Origin of the sequence: Panacibacter ginsenosidivorans, from assembly GCF_007971225.1 — a bacterium.
Taxonomy (GTDB): Bacteria; Bacteroidota; Bacteroidia; order Chitinophagales; family Chitinophagaceae; genus Panacibacter; species Panacibacter ginsenosidivorans.
In genome coordinates this window covers 249,246-270,440 of record NZ_CP042435.1, presented here as the reverse complement: position 1 = coordinate 270,440, position 21,195 = coordinate 249,246, and the positions used below count along the sequence as shown (strand labels likewise).

Here is a 21,195-nt window from a genome sequence, read left to right as displayed (position 1 = left end):
AGGGGCTGGGGGCATCATCGTTGCGTCGCACCCTTGTACATTTTGTTCAATACTGATCTGAACGTACAAGTGTTCCAATTTGCTGCTTCGACACGCAAATTGCTCAACAGGTGATGAGTAAAGAACAAAAGCTAAGTACAAAAAATAAAGCATACAACTTAAAGTATATAATATGTTTAAAAATTATATCAAAAGCGCATGGCGTAACATTATAAAGAATAAAACTTATTCTGTTATCAATGTTCTTGGACTGGCAACTGGTATGGCTGTTGCAATGATCATTGGATTATGGATATATGATGAGGTTTCTGCGAATAAAAATTTCAAAAACTACGATACAATTTACGAGGTGATGATGCATCAGACCTTTGATGGATCTCGGGGCACACAGCAAGCTGTCCCTTATCCACTGGGCGATGAATTGAAAGGTAAATATCCCGATTTTAAAGCAGTGGCAATGTGCGACTGGGGTTCAAACAGATCGTTGATCTATGGTGAAAAAAAGATCAGCAAGTATGGACATTTTATTGGAGAAGATGCCGTTTCAATATTTTCTTTAAACATACTTGAAGGAAGTAAAGATCCTTTACACGATCCTTATTCAATTGTATTAACAAAAGAAACAGCAGATATACTTTTTGGAAATCAGGATCCTATTGGAAAAACTGTAAAATTGGATAATCAAACTGATTTAAAAGTAACAGCAGTTGTAGATAAAGAACCTAAAAACAGCTCGCTCTCTTTTGATTATTTAATTCCTTTTCAGTTACAGGAAAGCATTTATCCATGGATAAAACTCTATCATAAAACAAACTGGGGAAATAATTCATGGCAAACATTTGTACAATTAAACAATAACGTTAACGAAGCAGGTGTCGACAAAAAAATTAAAGATGAAGTGATGTCTCATTTTACAGATGAGAATACATTAAAACATATTAAACCGGAAGTATTTATTCATCCCATGTCGAAATGGAGATTGTACAGCGATTTTGACAATGGCGTAAACACCGGCGGCTTTATAAAATATGTGAGGATGTTTGGCATTTTGGGTCTCATCGTTTTGTTGATCGCTTGCATCAACTTCATGAATTTAAGCACTGCCCGTTCTGAAAAAAGGGCAAAAGAAGTTGGTGTTCGTAAGGCAGTTGGTTCCGGAAGAAAACAACTGATCAATCAATTCCTGAACGAATCATTATTGATGGCTGCATTTGCATTTTTGTTGGCACTTGGTATGGTAGCACTTGCTTTGCCTTATTTCAACAAGCTCACCGATAAAGATATGAGCCTGCAGTTAGCCAATCCTGTTTTTTGGTTGATCATGATCTTATTCACCGTTGTTACCGGTTTGCTCGCAGGAAGTTATCCTGCATTTTATCTTTCTTCTTTCAACCCGGTGCGTGTACTGAAAGGAAATTTAAAGGCAGGTAAAATGAGTTCGTTGCCGCGAAAAATATTAGTTGTAATTCAGTTCACAAGTTCAGTAGTATTAATGATAGGAACGATCATCGTTTACCAGCAAATACAATATGGAAAGAATAGACCCATTGGATTTAACAATAAAGGATTGATCTCTGTATATTGGTCTGATGATATTGCCAAACATATTGAATCACTTCGCCAGGAGTTGCTAAGTTCCGGCGCAGCCATTTCAATATGCCAAAGTAATTCATCTCCGTCAGAACTTGAAAGCAATAACAATGGCTGGGAATGGAAAGGGAGCCAGCCTGTCGAAAAAACGGTAACATTCTCAACAATAACCACTACTTACGATTATACAAAAACATTAGGTATAAAATTATTGGCAGGCAGAGATTTTTCAAGAGATTTTGCAGATTCTAATTCAGTTATTTTAAACGAAGCTGCGGTAAAACGCATGCGATTAAAAAATCCTGTTGGAGAACAATTGAAATGGAACGACAGACCTATGACTGTTGTTGGAGTGATACCTGACATTCAAATGGAGTCACCTTATCGTCCAATCTCACCACTCACCATTATATTCAACAAAGATTGGGTAGGTCATGTGGACGTTCGCTTAAACCCCAATATGTCTGCATCACAAGCTCTTGCTTTAATGAAACCGATTTTTGAAAGATATAATCCTGGTTATCCTTTTGAATATCATTTCGCTGATGAAGAATATGCGAAGAAATTTAATTACGAGGAACTGGTAGGTAATCTTGCGGCAATTATTGCAGTGCTCGCTATTTTCATTTCATGCCTCGGGCTTTTTGGGTTGGCATCGTTCACCGCAGAGCAAAGAATAAAAGAGATTGGTGTAAGAAAAGTACTTGGGGCTAGTGTTTTTAACTTATGGCGATTGCTTTCAAAAGATTTTGTGATACTTGTTTTGCTGTCTTGCGCTATCGCTATTCCTATTGGTTGGTATTTTATGAATGAGTGGCTGAAAAGTTATCAAAACAGAACGAGTATTAATGTTGAGGTTTTTGTAGCAGTAGTATTGGTAGCTATGATAATAACATTGCTAACGGTAAGCTTCCAGGCGATAAGAGCGTCAATGGCAAATCCTGTGAAGAGCTTGAGAACGGAATAGTCTGAACCAGGATTTGGGTAGAAGAAAAGATTAATAAGATTGATATGAAATAAATCAGAAAACCATTAAATCATACATCAGACATGATAAAAAACTATTTCAAAATAGCCTGGCGCAATTTGAAAGCGAGTAAATTTTACAGTGTCGTAAATATAAGCGGCTTGGCTGTGGGTTTGGCAACGGGAATTATGCTGCTGCTCTGGGTGCAAAATGAATGCAGCTACGATACATTTAACCAGCAATATAAAAATATCTACCAGTTAAATTCACACATTACTTTAGAAACTAAATCACTTGCCTGGCAAGGAGCACCCGGACCATTAGCTATAATGTCAAAAAAAATTCCAGGTGTAATTTCTGTTTTAAGATTGGTAAGCGACAATGAAAATCCAACGCTGTCTGATAAAGTGTTATCCAATATTGATCAAACAAAAGTATTTGACAACAACAATATTATTTATGCAGAAAGTAATTTTTTAAACTTCTTCAACTACAAATTATTGCATGGTAACCGCAATGCCTTTTTGCCGAATTCATATTCTGTTGCACTCACACAATCAACAGCCAAAAAATTATTTGGTACTGATGATGCCATTGGCAAAATTGTGCAGTTTGATAAAAATAATTTTACAGTAACCTCGGTTTTGCAAGACTTCCCGCACAACTCTTCTCTGCAATACGATGCTATCTTTCCGGTCGATTATTATGCCCGGCAATTCGCAGCGCATGGTGGCAATCATGGTTGGAAAACAATAGATGAAGATGTAAACGATTATAGTTTTAGAACATTTCTTCTGCTAAATCCAAATGCCAATACTTCAACTATTGAAACAAAACTTACACATTTATTTAATGCAATGAAAAATGGTCAGACTCCAACAACTTTTCAATTGCAAAACTTAGGAGACCTTCATCTTACAGGAATTGACGGCGATAATTCCGCATTGCAAATGGTAAGAATAATGGCTCTTGTTGCAATATTAATATTGATTATTGCAAGCATTAATTATGTAAACCTTTCTACGGCCCGGGCGCTTACAAGAATTAAAGAGATAAGTATAAAAAAAATCATTGGCGCAAAAAGAAGGCAATTGTTTTTGCAATTCATCACCGAGACAGTATTGACATTCATGTTTGCTATTATTATCGCAATTGCTTTAATTGTTTTATTGAAGCCATTGTATGATAGAATTACAGGAGAACAATTAATTCTTTCTCTGTCCAACTTTTCCATGTTAAAAATTTGGTTTTTCACACTGTTAGGAACAATACTTATTTCGAGCATTTATCCTGCAATGTTATTATCATCGTTCAATCCTTTAGGGACCGTGCGTGATAAAAGCTTTTTGGGTATTAACACCTCTTCATTCAGAAAATTATTAGTCGTTCTTCAATTTGTAATCTCGTTCATATTGTTAGTCGGCACAATTATAATGGGAAAGCAAATGGAATATATAAGCAATAAAGATTTGGGTTATGATAAGAATTATGTTTTTACTGTTTCATTCCCCGAAGAAGCAACGAAAAATGCTGATGCGATAGAAAATGAATTGCTATTGCAAAAGGGCATATTAAATGTTTCATTTAGCAGCGCAGGAGACATTACAAATGTAACAGAGATTTCAGGAGATATTATTTGGGATGGAAAAAAAGATAATGTTCCGTTTATGCTTTGGCGTGTACAAGCAGATAAAAACTTCATACCTACGATGAAGTACCAGTTTATTGCTGGAACAAATTTTACGGGAACGGCTTCTGACGATAATAAATATATTTTGAATGAAACTGCTGTGAAAGCTATGGGTTTAAAACCTCCTTACGTCGGAACAAAAATTGGCTACGGGAATGCTGATGGAGAAATATTAGGTGTAGTAAAAGATTTTAATTTCAAATCACTGAAAGATCCTGTTGCGCCTTTGATAATAAGAACGTCTGGATTGAAAAACATTTTATACGTACGCACAACAGGTGCAGGCGCACAGTCAGCCATCAAAGCCGTAGAATCACAGTATAAAAAAAATGCAAACGACGCACCTTTCTCTTACGATTTTCTTGATAAGACTTTCGAATCGCATTATCAATCGCAACAGCGTACAGGCACTCTGTTTACAACTTTTGCAGCGATAGCTATTTTTATTTCATGTCTTGGTTTGTTTGGATTAGCCACTTATACGGCGCAGGTAAAGACTAAAGAAATCGGCATCAGAAAAGTGCTCGGTGCAAGTGTTGGCAGCGTTGTGCAATTGATTAGTAAAGATTTTTTGAAGTTGGTAATTATAGCGACTGTAATTGCCACGCCGCTGGCTTACTGGTCAATGAATAAATGGTTGCAGGATTTTGCTTACCGAATAGATATATCATGGTGGATGTTTGCATCTGCAGGAATATTAGTAATTCTGATTGCATTGTTTACAGTAAGCTTTCAGGCAATAAAAGCAGCGGTTGCAAATCCAATAAAGAGTTTGAGAACGGAGTGAAGAATGTGAATGGTGAATAAAAAATTATGAATCAAAGGATAGAATAACTATTAAGCATCATTGCGTCGCACTCTTGTACGCTTTGTTCAATAATGTTCTGAATCCCGCATAGCTGCGCGACGGGACAGGCGTACAAATGAGTGACACAACAGGCGACGAATAAAGAACAAAAAGTTAAGTACATAAAATCTAAATAGAACATACAATTTAAAACGCTTCTATGTTTAAGAACTATTTTAAAACTGCATTCAGAAGTTTAACCCGCAACAGGAATTACACTATTATCAACATCGCCGGGTTGGCTGTTGGTATTGCTGTTTGTATGATGATCTTTATCATTATACAATATCAAACAAGCTTTGATGATTTTCATGCAAAGAAAGACCGTGTGTACCGTGTGTTGACTGAATCTCATCATGCAGATGCGGGAAATATTACTTACGCGAAAAATGTTCCATTTCCTATGCCTGCAAATTTAAAAACTGCCTTTCCTCAACTTGAACAGGTAGCTCCGGTTTATGCAAGCCATAATGATGAATTACAGGTGCTTGATGATAACGGAACGCCTGTAAAAAATTTTAAAGAACAAAGTGGTGTGTTTTATACGTCACCTTCATTCTTTAACATGTTTAATTTTCCGCTGCTCGCAGGTTCATACGAATCATTGAAAGATCCGAACAATGTATTGCTTACAAAAGAGATTGCAGAAAATTATTTCGGTGACTGGAAATCAGCAGTAGGTAAAACCATTAAAATAAGAGGATACTACAGCATGGGTGCAGGATTGTTTCAGTTTCCTGCAACAGCATTAAAAGTTTCCGGCATTCTTGCAACAATACCTGCAAATACAGATTTTCAGCTGAAGTTGGTGGTTGCGTGGGGAACAGATTTTACGGGAGATAAAGAATACGGATTTGAACAACCACAGTGGAATCAATCAGCACCAGATTTTGGTTGTTATGTTTTGTTGCCCCCGAATATTTCTGTTGATAATTTCAATCAGCAATTGAGTGCATTCGCACAAAAGATGGCAACCGCTGATAATAAGGATAATTATATTTTACAACCAATAAGTGCTGTGCATTACGATGGAGCAGCAGGAAATTACAGCAACAAAACAATCAGTCACGAATTGATTAATGTATTGTGGTTGATTGCTGCATTTATATTATTGATTGCCTGCGTAAACTTTATCAACCTGTCTACCGCACAAGCTGTTACCCGCGCAAAAGAAGTTGGCGTAAGAAAAGTTTTAGGAAGTAATAAATTTCAATTACAAATCCAATTCATTATTGAAACATTTTTGATAGTTACAATTGCTGTAATACTCGCGGCAGTTATTACACTGATTGCATTGCCTTATGTAAACAAACTTTTAGAGCTTTCGCTTTCATTCAACATACTAAACAATCCTTCAATTATTTTATTTCTTTTGGCTGTAACAATTGTTGTAACCGCACTTGCTGGTTTTTATCCTTCTATCGTCTTATCACGCTTCAATCCTGTTAATGCTTTAAAAAGTAAACTAACGGTAAATACTACAAAGGGGATTTCATTAAGAAGAGGATTGGTAGTATTTCAATTCATCATTGCACAGGCACTGATCATCGGAACACTTGTTATTATACAGCAGATGAATTATTTTATGAATCAACCGCTTGGCTTCGATAAAGATGCAATCGTAAATGTGCCTTATCGCCCCGATAGTACCGGTGGCAAGCTTACAGATTATTTAAAACAGCAGTTGTTATCGAATGGTGTGCAGTCAGTAAGCTTCAACTCCAACTCTCCGCTGGAAGATAATAATAATATGTTTACCACATTCAAATTTGACAATGCCATAAAGGATGCAGATTTTCAGGCTATTTCCAAATTCGTGGACAATGATTATGTGTCGACATATAAATTACAATTGGTAGCCGGAAAAAATTTGAAGCCTTCTGGTTACACGCAAGAGTTTTTGGTGAATGAATCATTCGTAAAAAGTTTAGGGCTTAAAAAACCGGAAGACATACTTGGCAAAGAAATAAGCATAATGAATGGTTTAATAAAATGTCCTGTTGTTGGTGTAGTTAAAGATTTTAATGACAGGTCTTTACGCCAAAGTCTGGCTCCATTGCTTATGGCTACAAACAGCACTATGTATCGCCAGGCTTCCATAAAACTTTCAACCACAAACATTACTTCTTCAATGCAATCCATCAAAAAAATATGGGAGCAAACATTTCCAAACTATGTTTATGAATACAGGTTTCTTGATGAAAAAATTGATAGTTTTTACAAACAGGAAAACCAGTTATCGCAGTTGTATAAAATTTTTGCGGCAATAGCGATATTCCTTAGCTGTCTTGGTTTGTATGGATTAGCCTCATTCATGGCAGTGCAGAAAATAAAAGAAGTTGGGATTCGAAAAGTGCTGGGTGCAACTTCGGGCAGCATCGTTTATTTGTTTTCAAAAGAATTTATCATACTCATTGCAATTGCTTTTGCGATTGCCACACCTCTTGCATGGTATTTTATGAATAAATGGTTGCAGGATTATGTTTATCGCATCGACATCAGTTGGTGGTTATTTGCTGCGGGCGGGCTTGTTGCAATAATTATTGCACTTGCAACAATAAGTTACCAGGCAATAAAAGCGGCTATCGCAAATCCCGTAAAGAGTCTGAGAACGGAATAAGAAGATGTGCGAATGTGCAAATTTTGAAAATGAAGAAAATAGGCTTGGCCCCAACTGTAGAATTTGAATTAAACATTGTTGCGTCGCACACTTGTACGCTTTGTTCAATAATGATCTGAACGTACAAGTGAGTGACACAACGAAGATGAGTAATGAATAAATGCCAAGTACAAAAAATATTTACAACGTATAATAATACAGACCATGTTTAAAAATTATTTCACTATTGCATTACGGAACTTATCAAGGAATAAAATTTATGCTTTCATCAATATTGCAGGATTAAGTATTGGGCTTGCCTGTGCCATGCTTATTCTATTGTATGTAAAAGATGAAGTAAGTTACGACCGCTTTCATGATAACGTACAAAACATTTATCGTATTACGACACAGCAATTTGAGAAGGATGGCGGGAAAGGGCGCAAAGATGGGAATACAGGCGCTTTGCAGGGACCACGTTTTACAGCGAATGTACCGGGCATAAAAACTTTTGTCAGGGTACAAAGTGGCTATGAAGATATTAAAATGGGTAACGAAGTAAAATCGCAGGATCTTCTGAAAGTAGACTCCAGTTTCTTTTCTGTATTTTCTTTTCCATTGCTGAGTGGTGACCGCAAAAGCTGTTTGGCAGAGCCACATTCAGTGGTGATCTCTGAAGATGTAGCTAAAAAACAATTTGGAACTACCGATGCACTTGGTAAAATTATTATGCTGAAAGAGGATACCGTATTTGTGCCTTACAAGGTAACAGCCATTTCGAAAAAGTGCCCGCAAAATTCTTCTATTAAATTTGATATGCTGGTTCCTATAAATATATCAGCAGAAGATGCTTCGAACAATGAGAATTGGTTTAACTTTTTTCTTAACACGTTTGTAGTACTGAAGCCTAACACGAATATGCAGGCTGTTGAAACAAAGATGCAAAGGTTTTACACAGAAGACTCAAAAGATGCACTTAAGGTATTAACAGAAAAGTACGGCGATATGGGCTGGAAAAGTGTTTATCAATTACAGTCTTTTGTTGATATGCATTTAAGCGTAGAGCTTCCTCCTCAAAATGGCCTATCAGATGCGAGCAATCCAATGTATTCTTACATTCTTTCTGGTATTGCATTGTTCATCTTATTAATTGCCTGTATCAACTTTGTAAATCTTACAGTGGCACGCTCGGTAAAGCGTGCAAAGGAAATTGGCATCCGTAAAGTTGTCGGTGGCGATAGAAAGCAACTTATCATGCAATTTTTGGGAGAATCATTTTTGTTGTGCTTCATTGCTTTTGTGTTTGCAATAATACTTGTGCAGCTGGTATTACCATTGTTCAATAGTCTTTCCAATAAAGTACTTGCTATTAGCTATTTATTCGATGCAAAGCTAATTGCAGCTTACCTTGTTTTATTTCTTGTAACAGGCTTACTGGCAGGGTTTTACCCGGCGTTGGTTTTGTCTGGTTACAATCCTGTACAAACACTGTACAGCCGTTTTAATCTTAGCGGTAAAAATTATTTGCAAAAGACATTGGTGGTATTGCAATTCTCACTTGCTTCTTTTTTGATCATTGCCACGTTTACGATCTATGCACAATTCAATTACCTGACCACAGAAAAACTAGGGTACGATGACAGCAATCTCGTAATGATAAATAAAAATAATCTTACGCGCAATGAAGTTGGTCTGCTGAAAACTGAATTAATGAAGAACCCCAACATCATTGATGTAGCGCCCAGGAATGGCGGTCAGTGGGGCACTGCAGCAAAAGTAAACGGCGATTCAGTTATACAGTTTACCTATGAAACAGTAAATGAAAGCTATATACCGTTGTTAAAGATTCCCATTTTGCAGGGAAGAAATTTCTCAGCTCAGTTTCCTTCTGATTCTACTAATTCAGTTTTGGTAAATGAATCTTTTGTAAAAAAGGCAGGCTGGAAAAACCCGGTGGGGCAAACTGTTGATTTTTGGTACGACAATAAAAAGTACACAGTAATTGGTGTTGTGAAAGATTATCATTTCAATTCGTTGAACCAGGAAATAGGCCCGGAATTATTTACTATGAAAGCAGGTAATACTTACGGTATGGCATATATAAAAATAAAACCCAACAGTGAAACTTCGAGTCTTAAACAGATTGAACAAACTTATAAAAAACTCTTTCCTCTAAATCCTTATAGTTACACATTTAAGAATGAAGCAAATATCCGCAGCTACGAAGCAGAAGCAAAATGGAAACAGATCATGTTGTTCAGCGCTATACTTACCATATTTGTTTCATGCATCGGGTTGTTTGGATTATCAGTATTGTCCGCAGAAAAGCGCACCAAAGAGATAGGCATACGCAAAGTGTTGGGTGCCTCTGTAAGCGGCGTGGTTACAATACTTTCAAAAGACTTTTTAAAATTAGTAGCTATTGCATTGATCATTGCTATTCCATTAGCCTGGATGGCAGCAAACAAATGGCTGGAGAATTATCCCTACAGAATTGAACTTAGCTGGCAAATGTTTGCTGCTGCTGGTGCATTGGTCATATTCATAGCGTTGGTAACAGTAAGCTTTCAGGCAGTAAGGGCGGCGCTTTCCAATCCTGCAAAGAGTTTGAGAACAGAATAAGAGATTGTATACATGTGTGAATGATGTAGAATTTTTTTAAACCAGACTGGAGTATAAAAATTAAGCATACTTGCGTCGCACTCTTGTACGCTTTGTTCAAAAATGATTTGAACGATGAAGTGAGTGACACAACAGGCGATGAGTAAAGAACAAAAAGCTAAGTACAGAAAAAAATATTGCCCCAGCCTTAACCGCAGAACAATATTTATCATGTAAAAATATTCTAATCATGTTTGGGAATTATTTCAAAACGGCGTGGCGCAACCTTGTTCGTAACAAGGCTTTTTCAGCTATCAATATTCTTGGGCTGGCATTAGGTATTACCTGTAGTTTGCTCATCATACTCTGGGTACAGGATGAACGTAGTGTTGACGGTTTTCACACAAATGGCAAACAATTATACCAGGTATATGAGCGTAATTATTATGATGGAAAAATAGATGCATCTTATCCCACGCAAGGTTTGCTGGCTGAAGAATTGAAAAGAGTAGTTCCTGAAGTGCAATACGCAAGCAGCCTTGATTATGCGGCACAGGCAGGAAGCAGCAACACTTTCGAAGCTGCTAATAAGATCAATAAAATGCAGGGCTCTTTTGCAGGCGAGGACTTCTTTAAAATGTTTAGCTATCATTTATTGCAGGGGAAAGCAGAAACAGCTTTGAATGCACCAAATGTTATTGCTATTTCCCGCAGGATGGCTGAACAATTTTTCGGCAGTGTTACAAATGCTGTTGGAAAAACGATACGTTTTGATAACAAGGAAGACCTGCAGGTAACCGCAGTGTTTGAAAATGTTCCTGCCAATTCTTCTGTGCAATTTGATTTTTTGAGAAGCTGGATCGATTATGTAAAACAAAACGATTGGGTGCATAACTGGGGGAATACAAGTCCATCAACTTTTGTGCAATTACGTGTAGACGCAAACCCAGCTAAAGTAGGAGAGCAGATCAAAGATTTTATTTACAAGTACCAGCAAAAAGATAATACATTCCGCATGGAGCTTGCATTACAGCCTTATGCAGAAAAATATCTTCACTCAACTTTTAAAAATGGCTATGTTGATGGCGGGCGAATAGAATATGTAAGGTTGTTTATTATTGTCGCCATATTTATATTGCTGATAGCCTGTATTAATTTTATGAATCTTGCAACTGCACAATCTGCAAGAAGAGCGAAGGAAGTTGGTTTACGTAAAGTAATTGGCGCTGCACGCTTCTCATTGATCAAACAGTTTATTGGCGAAGCAATGATGCTTACATTCTTTTCAATGATCATTGCGTTTACATTAACAGTACTTCTGTTACCTGCTTTCAATAGTCTTACAGGAAAACAATTATCACTTCCATTTACAGAACCGGCTTTCTGGTTCTCATTAATTGGATTATTATTAGTCACAGGTTTTATTGCAGGAAGTTATCCTGCACTTTTCCTGTCCTCATTAAAGCCGATTAGAGTTTTAAAAGGCAGTTTGAAATTTAGCGGAGGTGCAACTTTCTTTCGGCAGGCAATGGTCGTTTTACAATTTTCATTGTCCGTTATTTTTATTGCAGGTATGATCATTATCTACAAACAGATGGATTATATCCAAACAAAGAACATTGGTTACGATCGTGAGAACCTTGTGTACATTCCTATTGAAGGAGACCTTGTAAAGAATTATGAGCTGCTCAAAGACGAAGCCACAAAGATGCCGGGTGTGGTAAGCGTCTCAAAGATGCGTAATTCACCCACGGTTATAGAACATCATACTGGAAGTATAACATGGCCCGGCAAAGATCCTAATCTCACTATCTCTTTTGCTGATGGCGTAGTTGGTTATGATTTTATAAAGACCATGAAGCTGCAATTGATGGATGGCCGTGATTTCTCTAAAGATTTTGGCGCTGATTCTATAGCATTTATTCTAAACGAAACGGCCGCTTCAAGAATGGGTTTTCAGCATGCTGTTGGACAGACAGTAACATGGGGAAATCATCCTGGTAAAGTGATTGGTGTTATAAAAGATTTTCACTTCAATTCCATGCACCAGGCAATTGACCCGCTTATTGTGCGCCTCGATGAAAACTGGAACTGGGGCACTATACTTGTAAGAACCGAAGCCGGCAAAACAAAAGAAACACTCAGTGGTCTTGAAAAAATTTGCAAAGAACTAAATCCAAAATTTCCATTCACTTTCCAGTTCTCTGACCAGGAATATACGAAGTTGTATAACAGCGAACAGGTGGTAAGCAAACTGTCGGATTACTTTGCCTTTCTTGCAATCTTTATTTCCTGTCTTGGGTTATTTGGTTTGGCAACATTTACTGCAGCGCAACGCACTAAAGAAATTGGTGTGCGAAAAGTGTTGGGTGCATCGGTTCCCAATATTGTTTCATTATTGTCCGCTAATTTTTTAAAACCTGTTGCCATCTCAATGCTCATTGCATTTCCCATTGCATGGTACGCTATGAACCAGTGGTTGCAAGGCTTTGCATATAAAGTTTCCATTGATTGGTGGGTATTTGCATTGGCGGGATTAGTTACTGTTTGCATCGCGTTGATCACAGTAAGTTATCAAAGTATAAAAGCTGCATTGCGTAATCCAGTGAAGAGTTTGAGAACGGAGTAAGTCCAATGTGCAAATGTGTAAATGAAGAAAAATATTATTGACCAGGCTTTAGAATAAAAATGAAACTTTCGTTGCGTCGCACACTTGTACACTTTGTTCATTAATGATCTGAACGTACAAGTGAGTGACACAACGAAGGGATAGAGAACAAAAATTTAAAACATAAAGCTTAGAACTTATCACCTATTAACTTATAGCTATGCTTACGAACTATTTTAGAACTGCGTGGCGATCTTTGGTAAGAGGGAAAAGTTTTTCTTTTATCAACATTGCAGGTTTAGCAATCGGCATGGCTGGTGCTATGCTTATCTTATTATGGATACAAAATGAGATAAGCTTTGATAAGTTTCATGAAAATAAAGACAACCTGTATGAAGTATATGTATTAACCAGTAATACAGATGGGCATCCGGGAGCCGTAGATGCAACATCCCAGCCACTGGGTCCGGCTTTAAAAAAAAGCTATCCTGAAATTGACGCCTTTACCCGTGTATGGGAACTGAGGGACTGGCTTTTATCTACTAATGACAAAAGCCTTTTATCAATGCAAGGATTTATTGTCGACAGCTCTTTCTTAAAGATGTTTAATTTTCCATTAATTGAAGGAAATATCGCAGAGCAACTCAAAAATCGAAATGGTATTGTCATTACACAAGATCTTGCAAAAAGATTATTTGGTAATGAAGATGCTATTGGAAAAATTATTAAAACGGAGAACGCAGATAACTTCACGGTAACTGGAGTTTTAAAAAATCCACCAATAAATACACGCTTTCAGTTTGACTACCTGCTACCGTGGTCTTTTCGTGATACGCAAAATGATGGCTATACAAATGAAACGGAAAGATGGCTTAGCAACAATACATCCACTTATGTTCTTCTAAAGCCAAATACAAATGTTGCTGCTTTAAATGAAAAAATAAAAAACATAACAAAGAACTACACCGGACGAAATGACGTATGGACACATTTTCTTTTCCCTTTAGACAAGTGGCATTTGTATTCTGAATTTCAAGACGGTAAATCTGTAGGCGGCCGCATAGATACTGTTCGTGTATTTGCTGTTATTGCTTTCTTTATATTATTGATTGCATGTATTAACTTCATGAACTTAAGCACGGCAAGAAGTGAAAAGCGTGCAAAAGAAGTAGGCATTCGTAAAGTGGTAGGAGCAAGAAAAAGTTTGCTGATTGGCCAGTTTATTACAGAAGCTTTTTTTACAGCCAGCATTGCAGGCGTTATTGCTTTGTTCATTGTTCAACTGGTATTACCTGCCTTTGATGCACTTGTTGATACACAGCTTCCTATTCCTTATACAAATATTTATTTCTGGCTTTGTGCATTTGCATTTATTATTATTACCAGTCTTCTCGCAGGTAGTTACCCGGCATTTTATCTTTCTTCATTTAAACCCGCGAGCATTTTTAAAAAGCAATTCAAAAAAACAAATTCCGCAATATCACCAAGAAAAGTATTAGTGGTGTTGCAATTTACCTTTACTATAATCTTAATTGTTGCAACAATAGTTGTGCGCAATCAAATACAATACGCACAGGATCGAGACAAAGGCTATTCAAATAACAATTTAATTCATGTGGATTTTGTCGGCGATATTGATAAGAATTATCCAATCATAAAACAAGAACTTATCAATTCACGAATTGCATCTTCGGTAACAAAAAACTTAATTGGTGTCACAAATGGAGGCGCACATACATGGGGCTTGCGTTGGATTAATGAGAACCCAACAGACACCAATACAACCATTACATTATATAGTGAAGATGCAGATTGGGTAAAAACTGCAGGGCTTCACTTAATTGCAGGGAGAGATATTGATATTTATAAATACCCCGCAGATAGCAACGCAGTTGTATTGAATGAAACGGCTGTAAAATTTATGGGTTTTAAAGACCCGGTTGGGCAAACAATTTTTAGAACTTATAGCAATACCCCACTAAGAGTAGTGGGCGTAGTAAAAGATTATATTATAGGTTCACCCTACGAAAAAGTGCCCCCGACAGTTATACAAGGACCCGGCGCATGGTTTACAGGAATGCATATCAAACTCAGTCCTGGCTTATCAACAGCAGACGCCCTTGCAAAAACAGAACAGATATTTAAAAAAAATAATCCTGTATATCCATTCGCTTACAAATTTGTTGATGAAGAATATGCCACGCAATTTGATAGCGAACAGCGTACCAAAACAATGGCTGGCTTGTTCGCAAGCCTTGCAATTTTCATTTCATGTTTGGGCTTGTTTGGTTTGTCGGCTTACGTAGCAGAAACCCGCACCAAAGAAATTGGTGTCAGAAAAGTATTAGGTGCATCTGTCACAGGCATTGCAAAATTATTGTCACTTGATTTTTTAAAGCTCGTTGTTATCTCTTTTGTAATTGCAAGTCCTGTTGCATGGTATGCTATGAACAAATGGTTGGATAATTATACTTACAAAATAAATATTAGTGTTGGGATATTTATAGTTGCGGGTTTGCTGGCAATTATTATCGCATTACTAACAGTAAGTTTCCAGGCGATAAAAGCAGCGTTATCAAATCCTGTCAGGAGTTTAAGAACGGAATGATGTACAGATGTGAAAATGTGTAAATGATTTTTATGAACCAAACAATTGAACAAGAATTAAACATCGTTGCGTCGCACTCTTGTACGCTTTGTTCACTGCTCAACAAAGTTCAGAACATACAAGTGAGTGACACAACAGGCGATGAATAAAGAACAAAAAGCCAAGTAAAAAAATATTGATCCCAGCCTTAACCGCAGAACAATATTTATAATGATAAAATTATTCTAATCATGTTTAGGAATTATTTTAAAACAGCATGGAGAAACATTCGTAAGAATAAACTGTTTTCTGCCATCAACATTTTAGGTTTATCTATTGGTATGGCATTGTGCTTTATCATTATGCTGTATGTGCAGGATGAATTGAGTTACGATCGGTTTAATGAGAATGCAGACAATATTGCAAGAGTTGTTTTCCAGGCAGACATTAATGGCGGCAAAATAAATGAGAGTGTTTCAATGCCGCCTGTTGCACAAACTATGAAAAAAGATTTTCCTGAAGTGCAGGATGCAACAAGATTACTTTCTCTTGGCAGCTCAAAAATTTTATATAAAGACAAAGAATTTAAGGACGACAAGTTTGCATTAGCAGATCCAAACTTTTTCAGCATCTTCACTTTGCCAATGGTGGAAGGCGATCCAAAATCCGCATTGTTGCAGGCAAACACTGTTGTGATTACACAATCAACTGCAAAAAAATATTTTGGTGAAGAAACTGCAATTGGTAAAACAATAGCACTTACGGCTTTTAATAATCAGCCTTATACTGTAACAGGTGTTATCAAGGACGTTCCTGCAAATTCACATTTTCAATTTAATATGTTTGGATCAATGACAGGTTGGGCAGAAGCAAAATCTGATTCGTGGTTGTTTGGTGGTTATCATACCTATCTTTTATTAAAGCCACATACTGACCTTGTAAAAATGGAAACCCGCTTACCTGATATGGTGGCAAAATATATGGGTCCGCAAATACAGCAGCAGATGGGTTTAAGTCTTGCACAATTCAGAGAGAAAGGAAATTCTTTGGGTTTTACATTACAACCATTAACTGATATTCATCTTAATTCAAACACAACAACAGAATTTGAGCCCGGCGGCAATGAAATGTACGTGTACATTTTTGCAGGCGTTGCAATATTCATGTTGCTTGTTGCATGCATCAACTTCATCAATCTTTCAACAGCAGGCGCTTCTAAAAGAGCAAAAGAGGTTGGTATAAGAAAAGTTGCAGGCTCAGGAAGATTTCAACTAATAAAACAATTTTTATCAGAGTCAATACTCATTACATTCTTTGCATTACTTATTGCATTTGCAATTGTAGAACTGACGTTGCCAGCATTCAATAATATTTCAGGCAAGCAGTTAACTTTCGATGTTAAACCAATTCTTGCTTTTGCAGGATTGGGTTTGATCGTCGGTATCATCGCCGGCATTTATCCTGCATTTTATTTATCTTCTTTTATACCTATAGCTGTATTAAAAGGTAAGCTCACTACAACACATAAAAGCCTTGGTTTAAGAAGCAGTTTGGTAGTGTTTCAATTTTTTATTTCTGTTGCATTGATCATCGGGACTATCGTTGTATACCAGCAAATGAAATTTATACAAAACAAAGACCTTGGCTTTAATAAAGAACAGATCATTACAATCCCTAACTCTTATGTATTAGGTAATAATGAAAAAGTTTTTAAACAACAAATGTTGCAGGATCCGCGAATTGTAAACGCAACTACTTCATGGTACAAGCCCGCCGGACCAACAAATTACAATAATGCATTGGCTTACCCTCAAGGCAATGATAACCTTGTTGTAAACGGAGTAGATTTTCATGTGGATGAGCAATACATTCCAACAATGGGTATGACAATGGTTAGCGGAAGAAATTTTTCAAAAGAATTTCCAACAGACTCTTTCGGGATTATTCTTAATGAAACTGCAGCAAAGGCTTTTGGGTGGAACAACACAACAGCGCTCAACAAAACAATTATAAGACAGAATAGTGATAGAGGGCATAATATTCCGTATAAAGTAATTGGTGTAGTAAAGAATTTCAACTTCAAATCTTTACATGAAGCTGTTAGTCCGTTATACATGACGTTGTATCCTGAAGGAGGGCTAATATTTAAAACCAAAACAACTGATGTTGCAGGCTTGCTTGCAACAATGAAAAAACAATGGGAAAGTTATAACACAGGAGAACCATTTAGTTACAGTTTCATGGATGACCTTTTCAACAAAACTTATTCAACAGAACAAAAAACAGGAACTATTCTCAACATCTTTTCTATACTTACCATATTCGTTGCATGTCTTGGTTTATTTGGTTTAGCAACTTACACTGCTGAGCAACGCACAAAAGAAATTGGTATAAGAAAAGTATTGGGTGCCAGCGTAACACAGGTAACACAAATGCTTTCAAAAGAATTTTTAAAACTTGTGTTGATCGCTTCTCTGATTGCATTTCCTGCAGCATGGTGGGCAATGAATAAATGGTTGCAAAGTTTTGCTTATAGAATAAATATTAGTTGGTGGGTGTTCGCTGTTGCAGGTATTGCTGCGCTGCTTATTGCATTGCTCACAGTAAGTTTCCAGGCAATCAAAGCTGCATTATCCAACCCGGTAAAAAGTCTGAGAACAGAATAATGAAAACAGATTTTTTTGAACCAGGCCATTGCATAGAAATGAAGCTTTCGTTGCGTCGCACACTTGTACACCTTGTTCAGTATTGATCTGAACGATGAAGTGAGTGACACAACAAAGGATCACCAAAGAACAAAATGCTAGCCATAAAAATTATAACATGATAAGAAATTATTTCAAAATCGCCTGGCGAAACTTAATGAAACAAAAAGTATTTTCTTTCATTAATATTATTGGTCTTGCAGTTGGGCTAACAAGTTTCCTGCTGATAGCGCTTTATATTTTTGATGAACTTACATTCGACAGCTTTCATGCAAATGCAAATAATATTTATCGTGTTGTAAATGATAAAACATCTGCGGAAGGAAAAGAAACAAAGATTGCAGGTGCAGGTTACCAGGTTTCAGAATCATCAAAGAAAGATTTCCCGGAAATAAAAGATGCTGTACGTATTACAACTTTTGGGCGGGCTAACGTTTCTACTATAGAAAATAATAATGTTTTTTATGAAGATTTCACTATAGGTAATGAGGCTTTCTTAACAACCTTTGATTTTAAATTGTTACAAGGTGATCGCACTACAGCCTTAACTGCTCCGCATTCTGTTATACTTACAGAAGATGAAGCAAAAAAGTTATTCAATTCAGTTAATGTGCTGGGCAAAGCAATTAAGGCGGATAGAGACACGGTGCCTTATAGAATAACAGGTGTTTTGCAAAATTTCCCTGCCAATTCCAGCATTTCATTCAATATTCTTTTTTCAGAGTCAAGTATTGAGAATGATGAGTTCAAAAAGTTTATTAAATCAGATTGGAACTCTGATGCATTCAGTACTTACTTGTTGCTGAATGATAAAGCAAATGCACATGACCTTCAAACAAAGATCAATAACCTTGTTGTAAAAAATAGTGGGGAACAAACAAAAGCAAAACAGAATTTTATACTTCAGCCATTGAAGGATGTTCATTTTTACTCGGCAGGTATTGAAGGCAATCCCGGTAACACCGGTAACATTACTTATGTCTATATTTTTTTAGTGGTTGCTTTGTTTGTCTTGTTTATTGCATGCATCAATTACATGAATTTAACAACAGCTCGTTTTGCTAACAGGGCTAAAGAAATTGCTGTGCGTAAAGTTGCAGGAGCATCCCAAAAAAATCTGGCAGCACAATTTCTTGCTGAAGCATTTTTATTAACCACCATCGCCATGTTACTTGCTTTAATATCTGCAAAAATATTATTGCCGGCTTTCAATGATTTTACGCAAAAACAACTTGCGCTGGGAGTAGAAACTGATTATCGTATTTGGTTGGGAATGGTTTTTATTATTGTATTTGTAAGTTTAATTTCCGGCATCTATCCGGCAATTTTCCAGGCACGCTTAAAACCCTTGCTATTGCTCAAGAGCAAGATAAATATTGGCAAGGGAAATATTTCACTTCGACGTTCTCTTGTTGTTTTTCAATTTACACTTTCTATTGTCATGATCGTTGCTACAATTGTCGCTTACATGCAAATGCAGTATGTAAACACTAAAGACATGGGCTTTAAAAAAGATCAGTTGGTAGTGGTAGATATCAATAGTGGCAAGGTGCGCCGTTCCGCAGAAATAATAAAAAATGAGTTTGCAAAATTGCCGCAGGTACAGGATGTATCTGTAAGTTCACGAGTTCCAGGCGAATGGAAAAACCTGCCAAAAGTAGAAGTAAAAAAGCAAGGTGAAGGCTCAACAAAAAATAATGACGCATTTTTTATTGGTGTTGATGAACAGTTTTTAAAAACATATGAAGTAGCGTTAGTGAAAGGAAGAAATTTCAAAGCAGGTGATGCTTCAGACTCATCATCTGTATTAATAAATGAAACAGCAGCAAAGCAACTTGGTATTACAGAAGCTGCAGGACAGGTTATTGAAATCCCCTCCGTGAATTATGGTGGAGATTTTTCATCTCTTGATAAACCGTTTTATGCAAGCGTAATTGGTATTGTAAAAGATTTCAATTTTCAATCTTTGCACCAGTCGCTGTCGCCAATGATACTTGCTTACCAAAATAATCCCATTCATAACATTGATTATTTTACTGCAAGAGTAAAAACAGGAGATATAAGTGCGACTCTGAAACAAATGGACGTAGTATTGCACAGTATTGACCAGAACCATTTATTCGAATATCATTTTCTCGATAAACAATGGGACATGTTTTATACAGAAGATAAAGTAAGGCAAACGATTTTTATAGGTATGGCAATACTTGCTATTCTCATTGCCTGTTTGGGTTTGTTTGGTTTAGCAACCTATGCAGCAGAGCAGCGCATCAGGGAAATTGGCATTCGCAAAGTATTAGGTTCAAGTGTTCGTGCAATAGTTTTCATGCTCACAAAAGATTTTTTGAAACTCATAATTATCGCTGCTGTTATTGCTTGTCCTGTTGCATGGTTTGCTATGAATAAGTGGCTGCAGGATTTTGCTTATCGTGTAGATATTGAATGGTGGGTATTTATTGCTGCTGCATTGCTTGCTACTTTTATTGCTTTAGCAACGGTAAGTTTCCAGGCGATCAAAGCTGCAATAGCCAATCCTGTAAAGAGTTTGAGAACAGAATGATAGTGAATAAAGAAAATTTTTTTGAGCCAACCTGTAGAATAAGCAAGATGCTTCTCTTGCGTCGCACTCTTTTAGGCTTTGTTCATTGCTCAATAAAGGTTTGACTGTACAAGAGAGTGACACAACGATAAATGAGTAGAGAACATTAAGCTAAGTACATAAAAAATATTACTTATAACCTACAAGCATGTTTAAAAATTATTTCAAAATTGCATGGCGCAATATTTTTACTAGAGTTACAAAAGATTTTTATTTCGGTTTATGCCAAGGGTATCTCACCGGTTGTCACTGCAATTTTATATGGAAAGGATTTTTTTGAACCAGGCGATAGGATACAAATAATGCTTATGTTGCGTCGCACACTTGTGCAACAAAGCATGTGGCAACAAAAAAATAATTATTGTTATATTATGAACACTTATCTGTTTTTCCCATGCCGAA

At 36.7% G+C, this 21,195-nt stretch carries 8 protein-coding genes; all 8 read left to right on the top strand.

From position 1 onward, the window contains the following. The first annotated feature begins 172 nt into the window (after positions 1–172). The 8 genes from FRZ67_RS01120 to FRZ67_RS01085 all read left to right on the top strand — a co-directional run bounded on the left by FRZ67_RS01120 (position 173) and on the right by FRZ67_RS01085 (position 20,754). Positions 173–2,557, top strand: a complete 2,385-nt coding sequence (locus FRZ67_RS01120; protein ID WP_147187772.1) for an ABC transporter permease — start codon at positions 173–175, stop codon at positions 2,555–2,557. An 83-nt stretch (positions 2,558–2,640) separates the two neighbouring features. After that, positions 2,641–5,034, top strand: a complete 2,394-nt coding sequence (locus FRZ67_RS01115) for an ABC transporter permease (RefSeq protein WP_147187771.1) — start codon at positions 2,641–2,643, stop codon at positions 5,032–5,034. Positions 5,035–5,254: 220 nt separating this feature from the next. Further along, positions 5,255–7,714, top strand: a complete 2,460-nt coding sequence (locus FRZ67_RS01110) for an ABC transporter permease (RefSeq protein ID WP_147187770.1) — start codon at positions 5,255–5,257, stop codon at positions 7,712–7,714. A 204-nt stretch (positions 7,715–7,918) separates the two neighbouring features. Further along, a complete protein-coding gene (locus tag FRZ67_RS01105) occupies positions 7,919–10,315 on the top strand; it encodes an ABC transporter permease (RefSeq protein ID WP_147187769.1) in 2,397 nt (798 codons plus the stop codon). Positions 10,316–10,544: 229 nt separating this feature from the next. Next, entirely contained in the window at positions 10,545–12,923 is a 2,379-nt protein-coding gene (locus tag FRZ67_RS01100; protein WP_147187768.1) for an ABC transporter permease, read from the top strand. 199 nt (positions 12,924–13,122) lie between these two features. Next, positions 13,123–15,510: an ABC transporter permease gene (locus tag FRZ67_RS01095; RefSeq protein WP_147187767.1), complete on the top strand. Its 2,388-nt coding sequence runs from the start codon at positions 13,123–13,125 to the stop codon at positions 15,508–15,510. Between the two features lie 230 nt (positions 15,511–15,740). Continuing rightward, on the top strand, positions 15,741–18,155 hold the full coding sequence (locus FRZ67_RS01090; RefSeq protein ID WP_147187766.1) for an ABC transporter permease: 2,415 nt from the start codon (positions 15,741–15,743) through the stop codon (positions 18,153–18,155). A 157-nt stretch (positions 18,156–18,312) separates the two neighbouring features. After that, positions 18,313–20,754: an ABC transporter permease gene (locus FRZ67_RS01085; RefSeq protein ID WP_147187765.1), complete on the top strand. Its 2,442-nt coding sequence runs from the start codon at positions 18,313–18,315 to the stop codon at positions 20,752–20,754. The last annotated feature ends 441 nt before the right edge of the window (positions 20,755–21,195 follow it).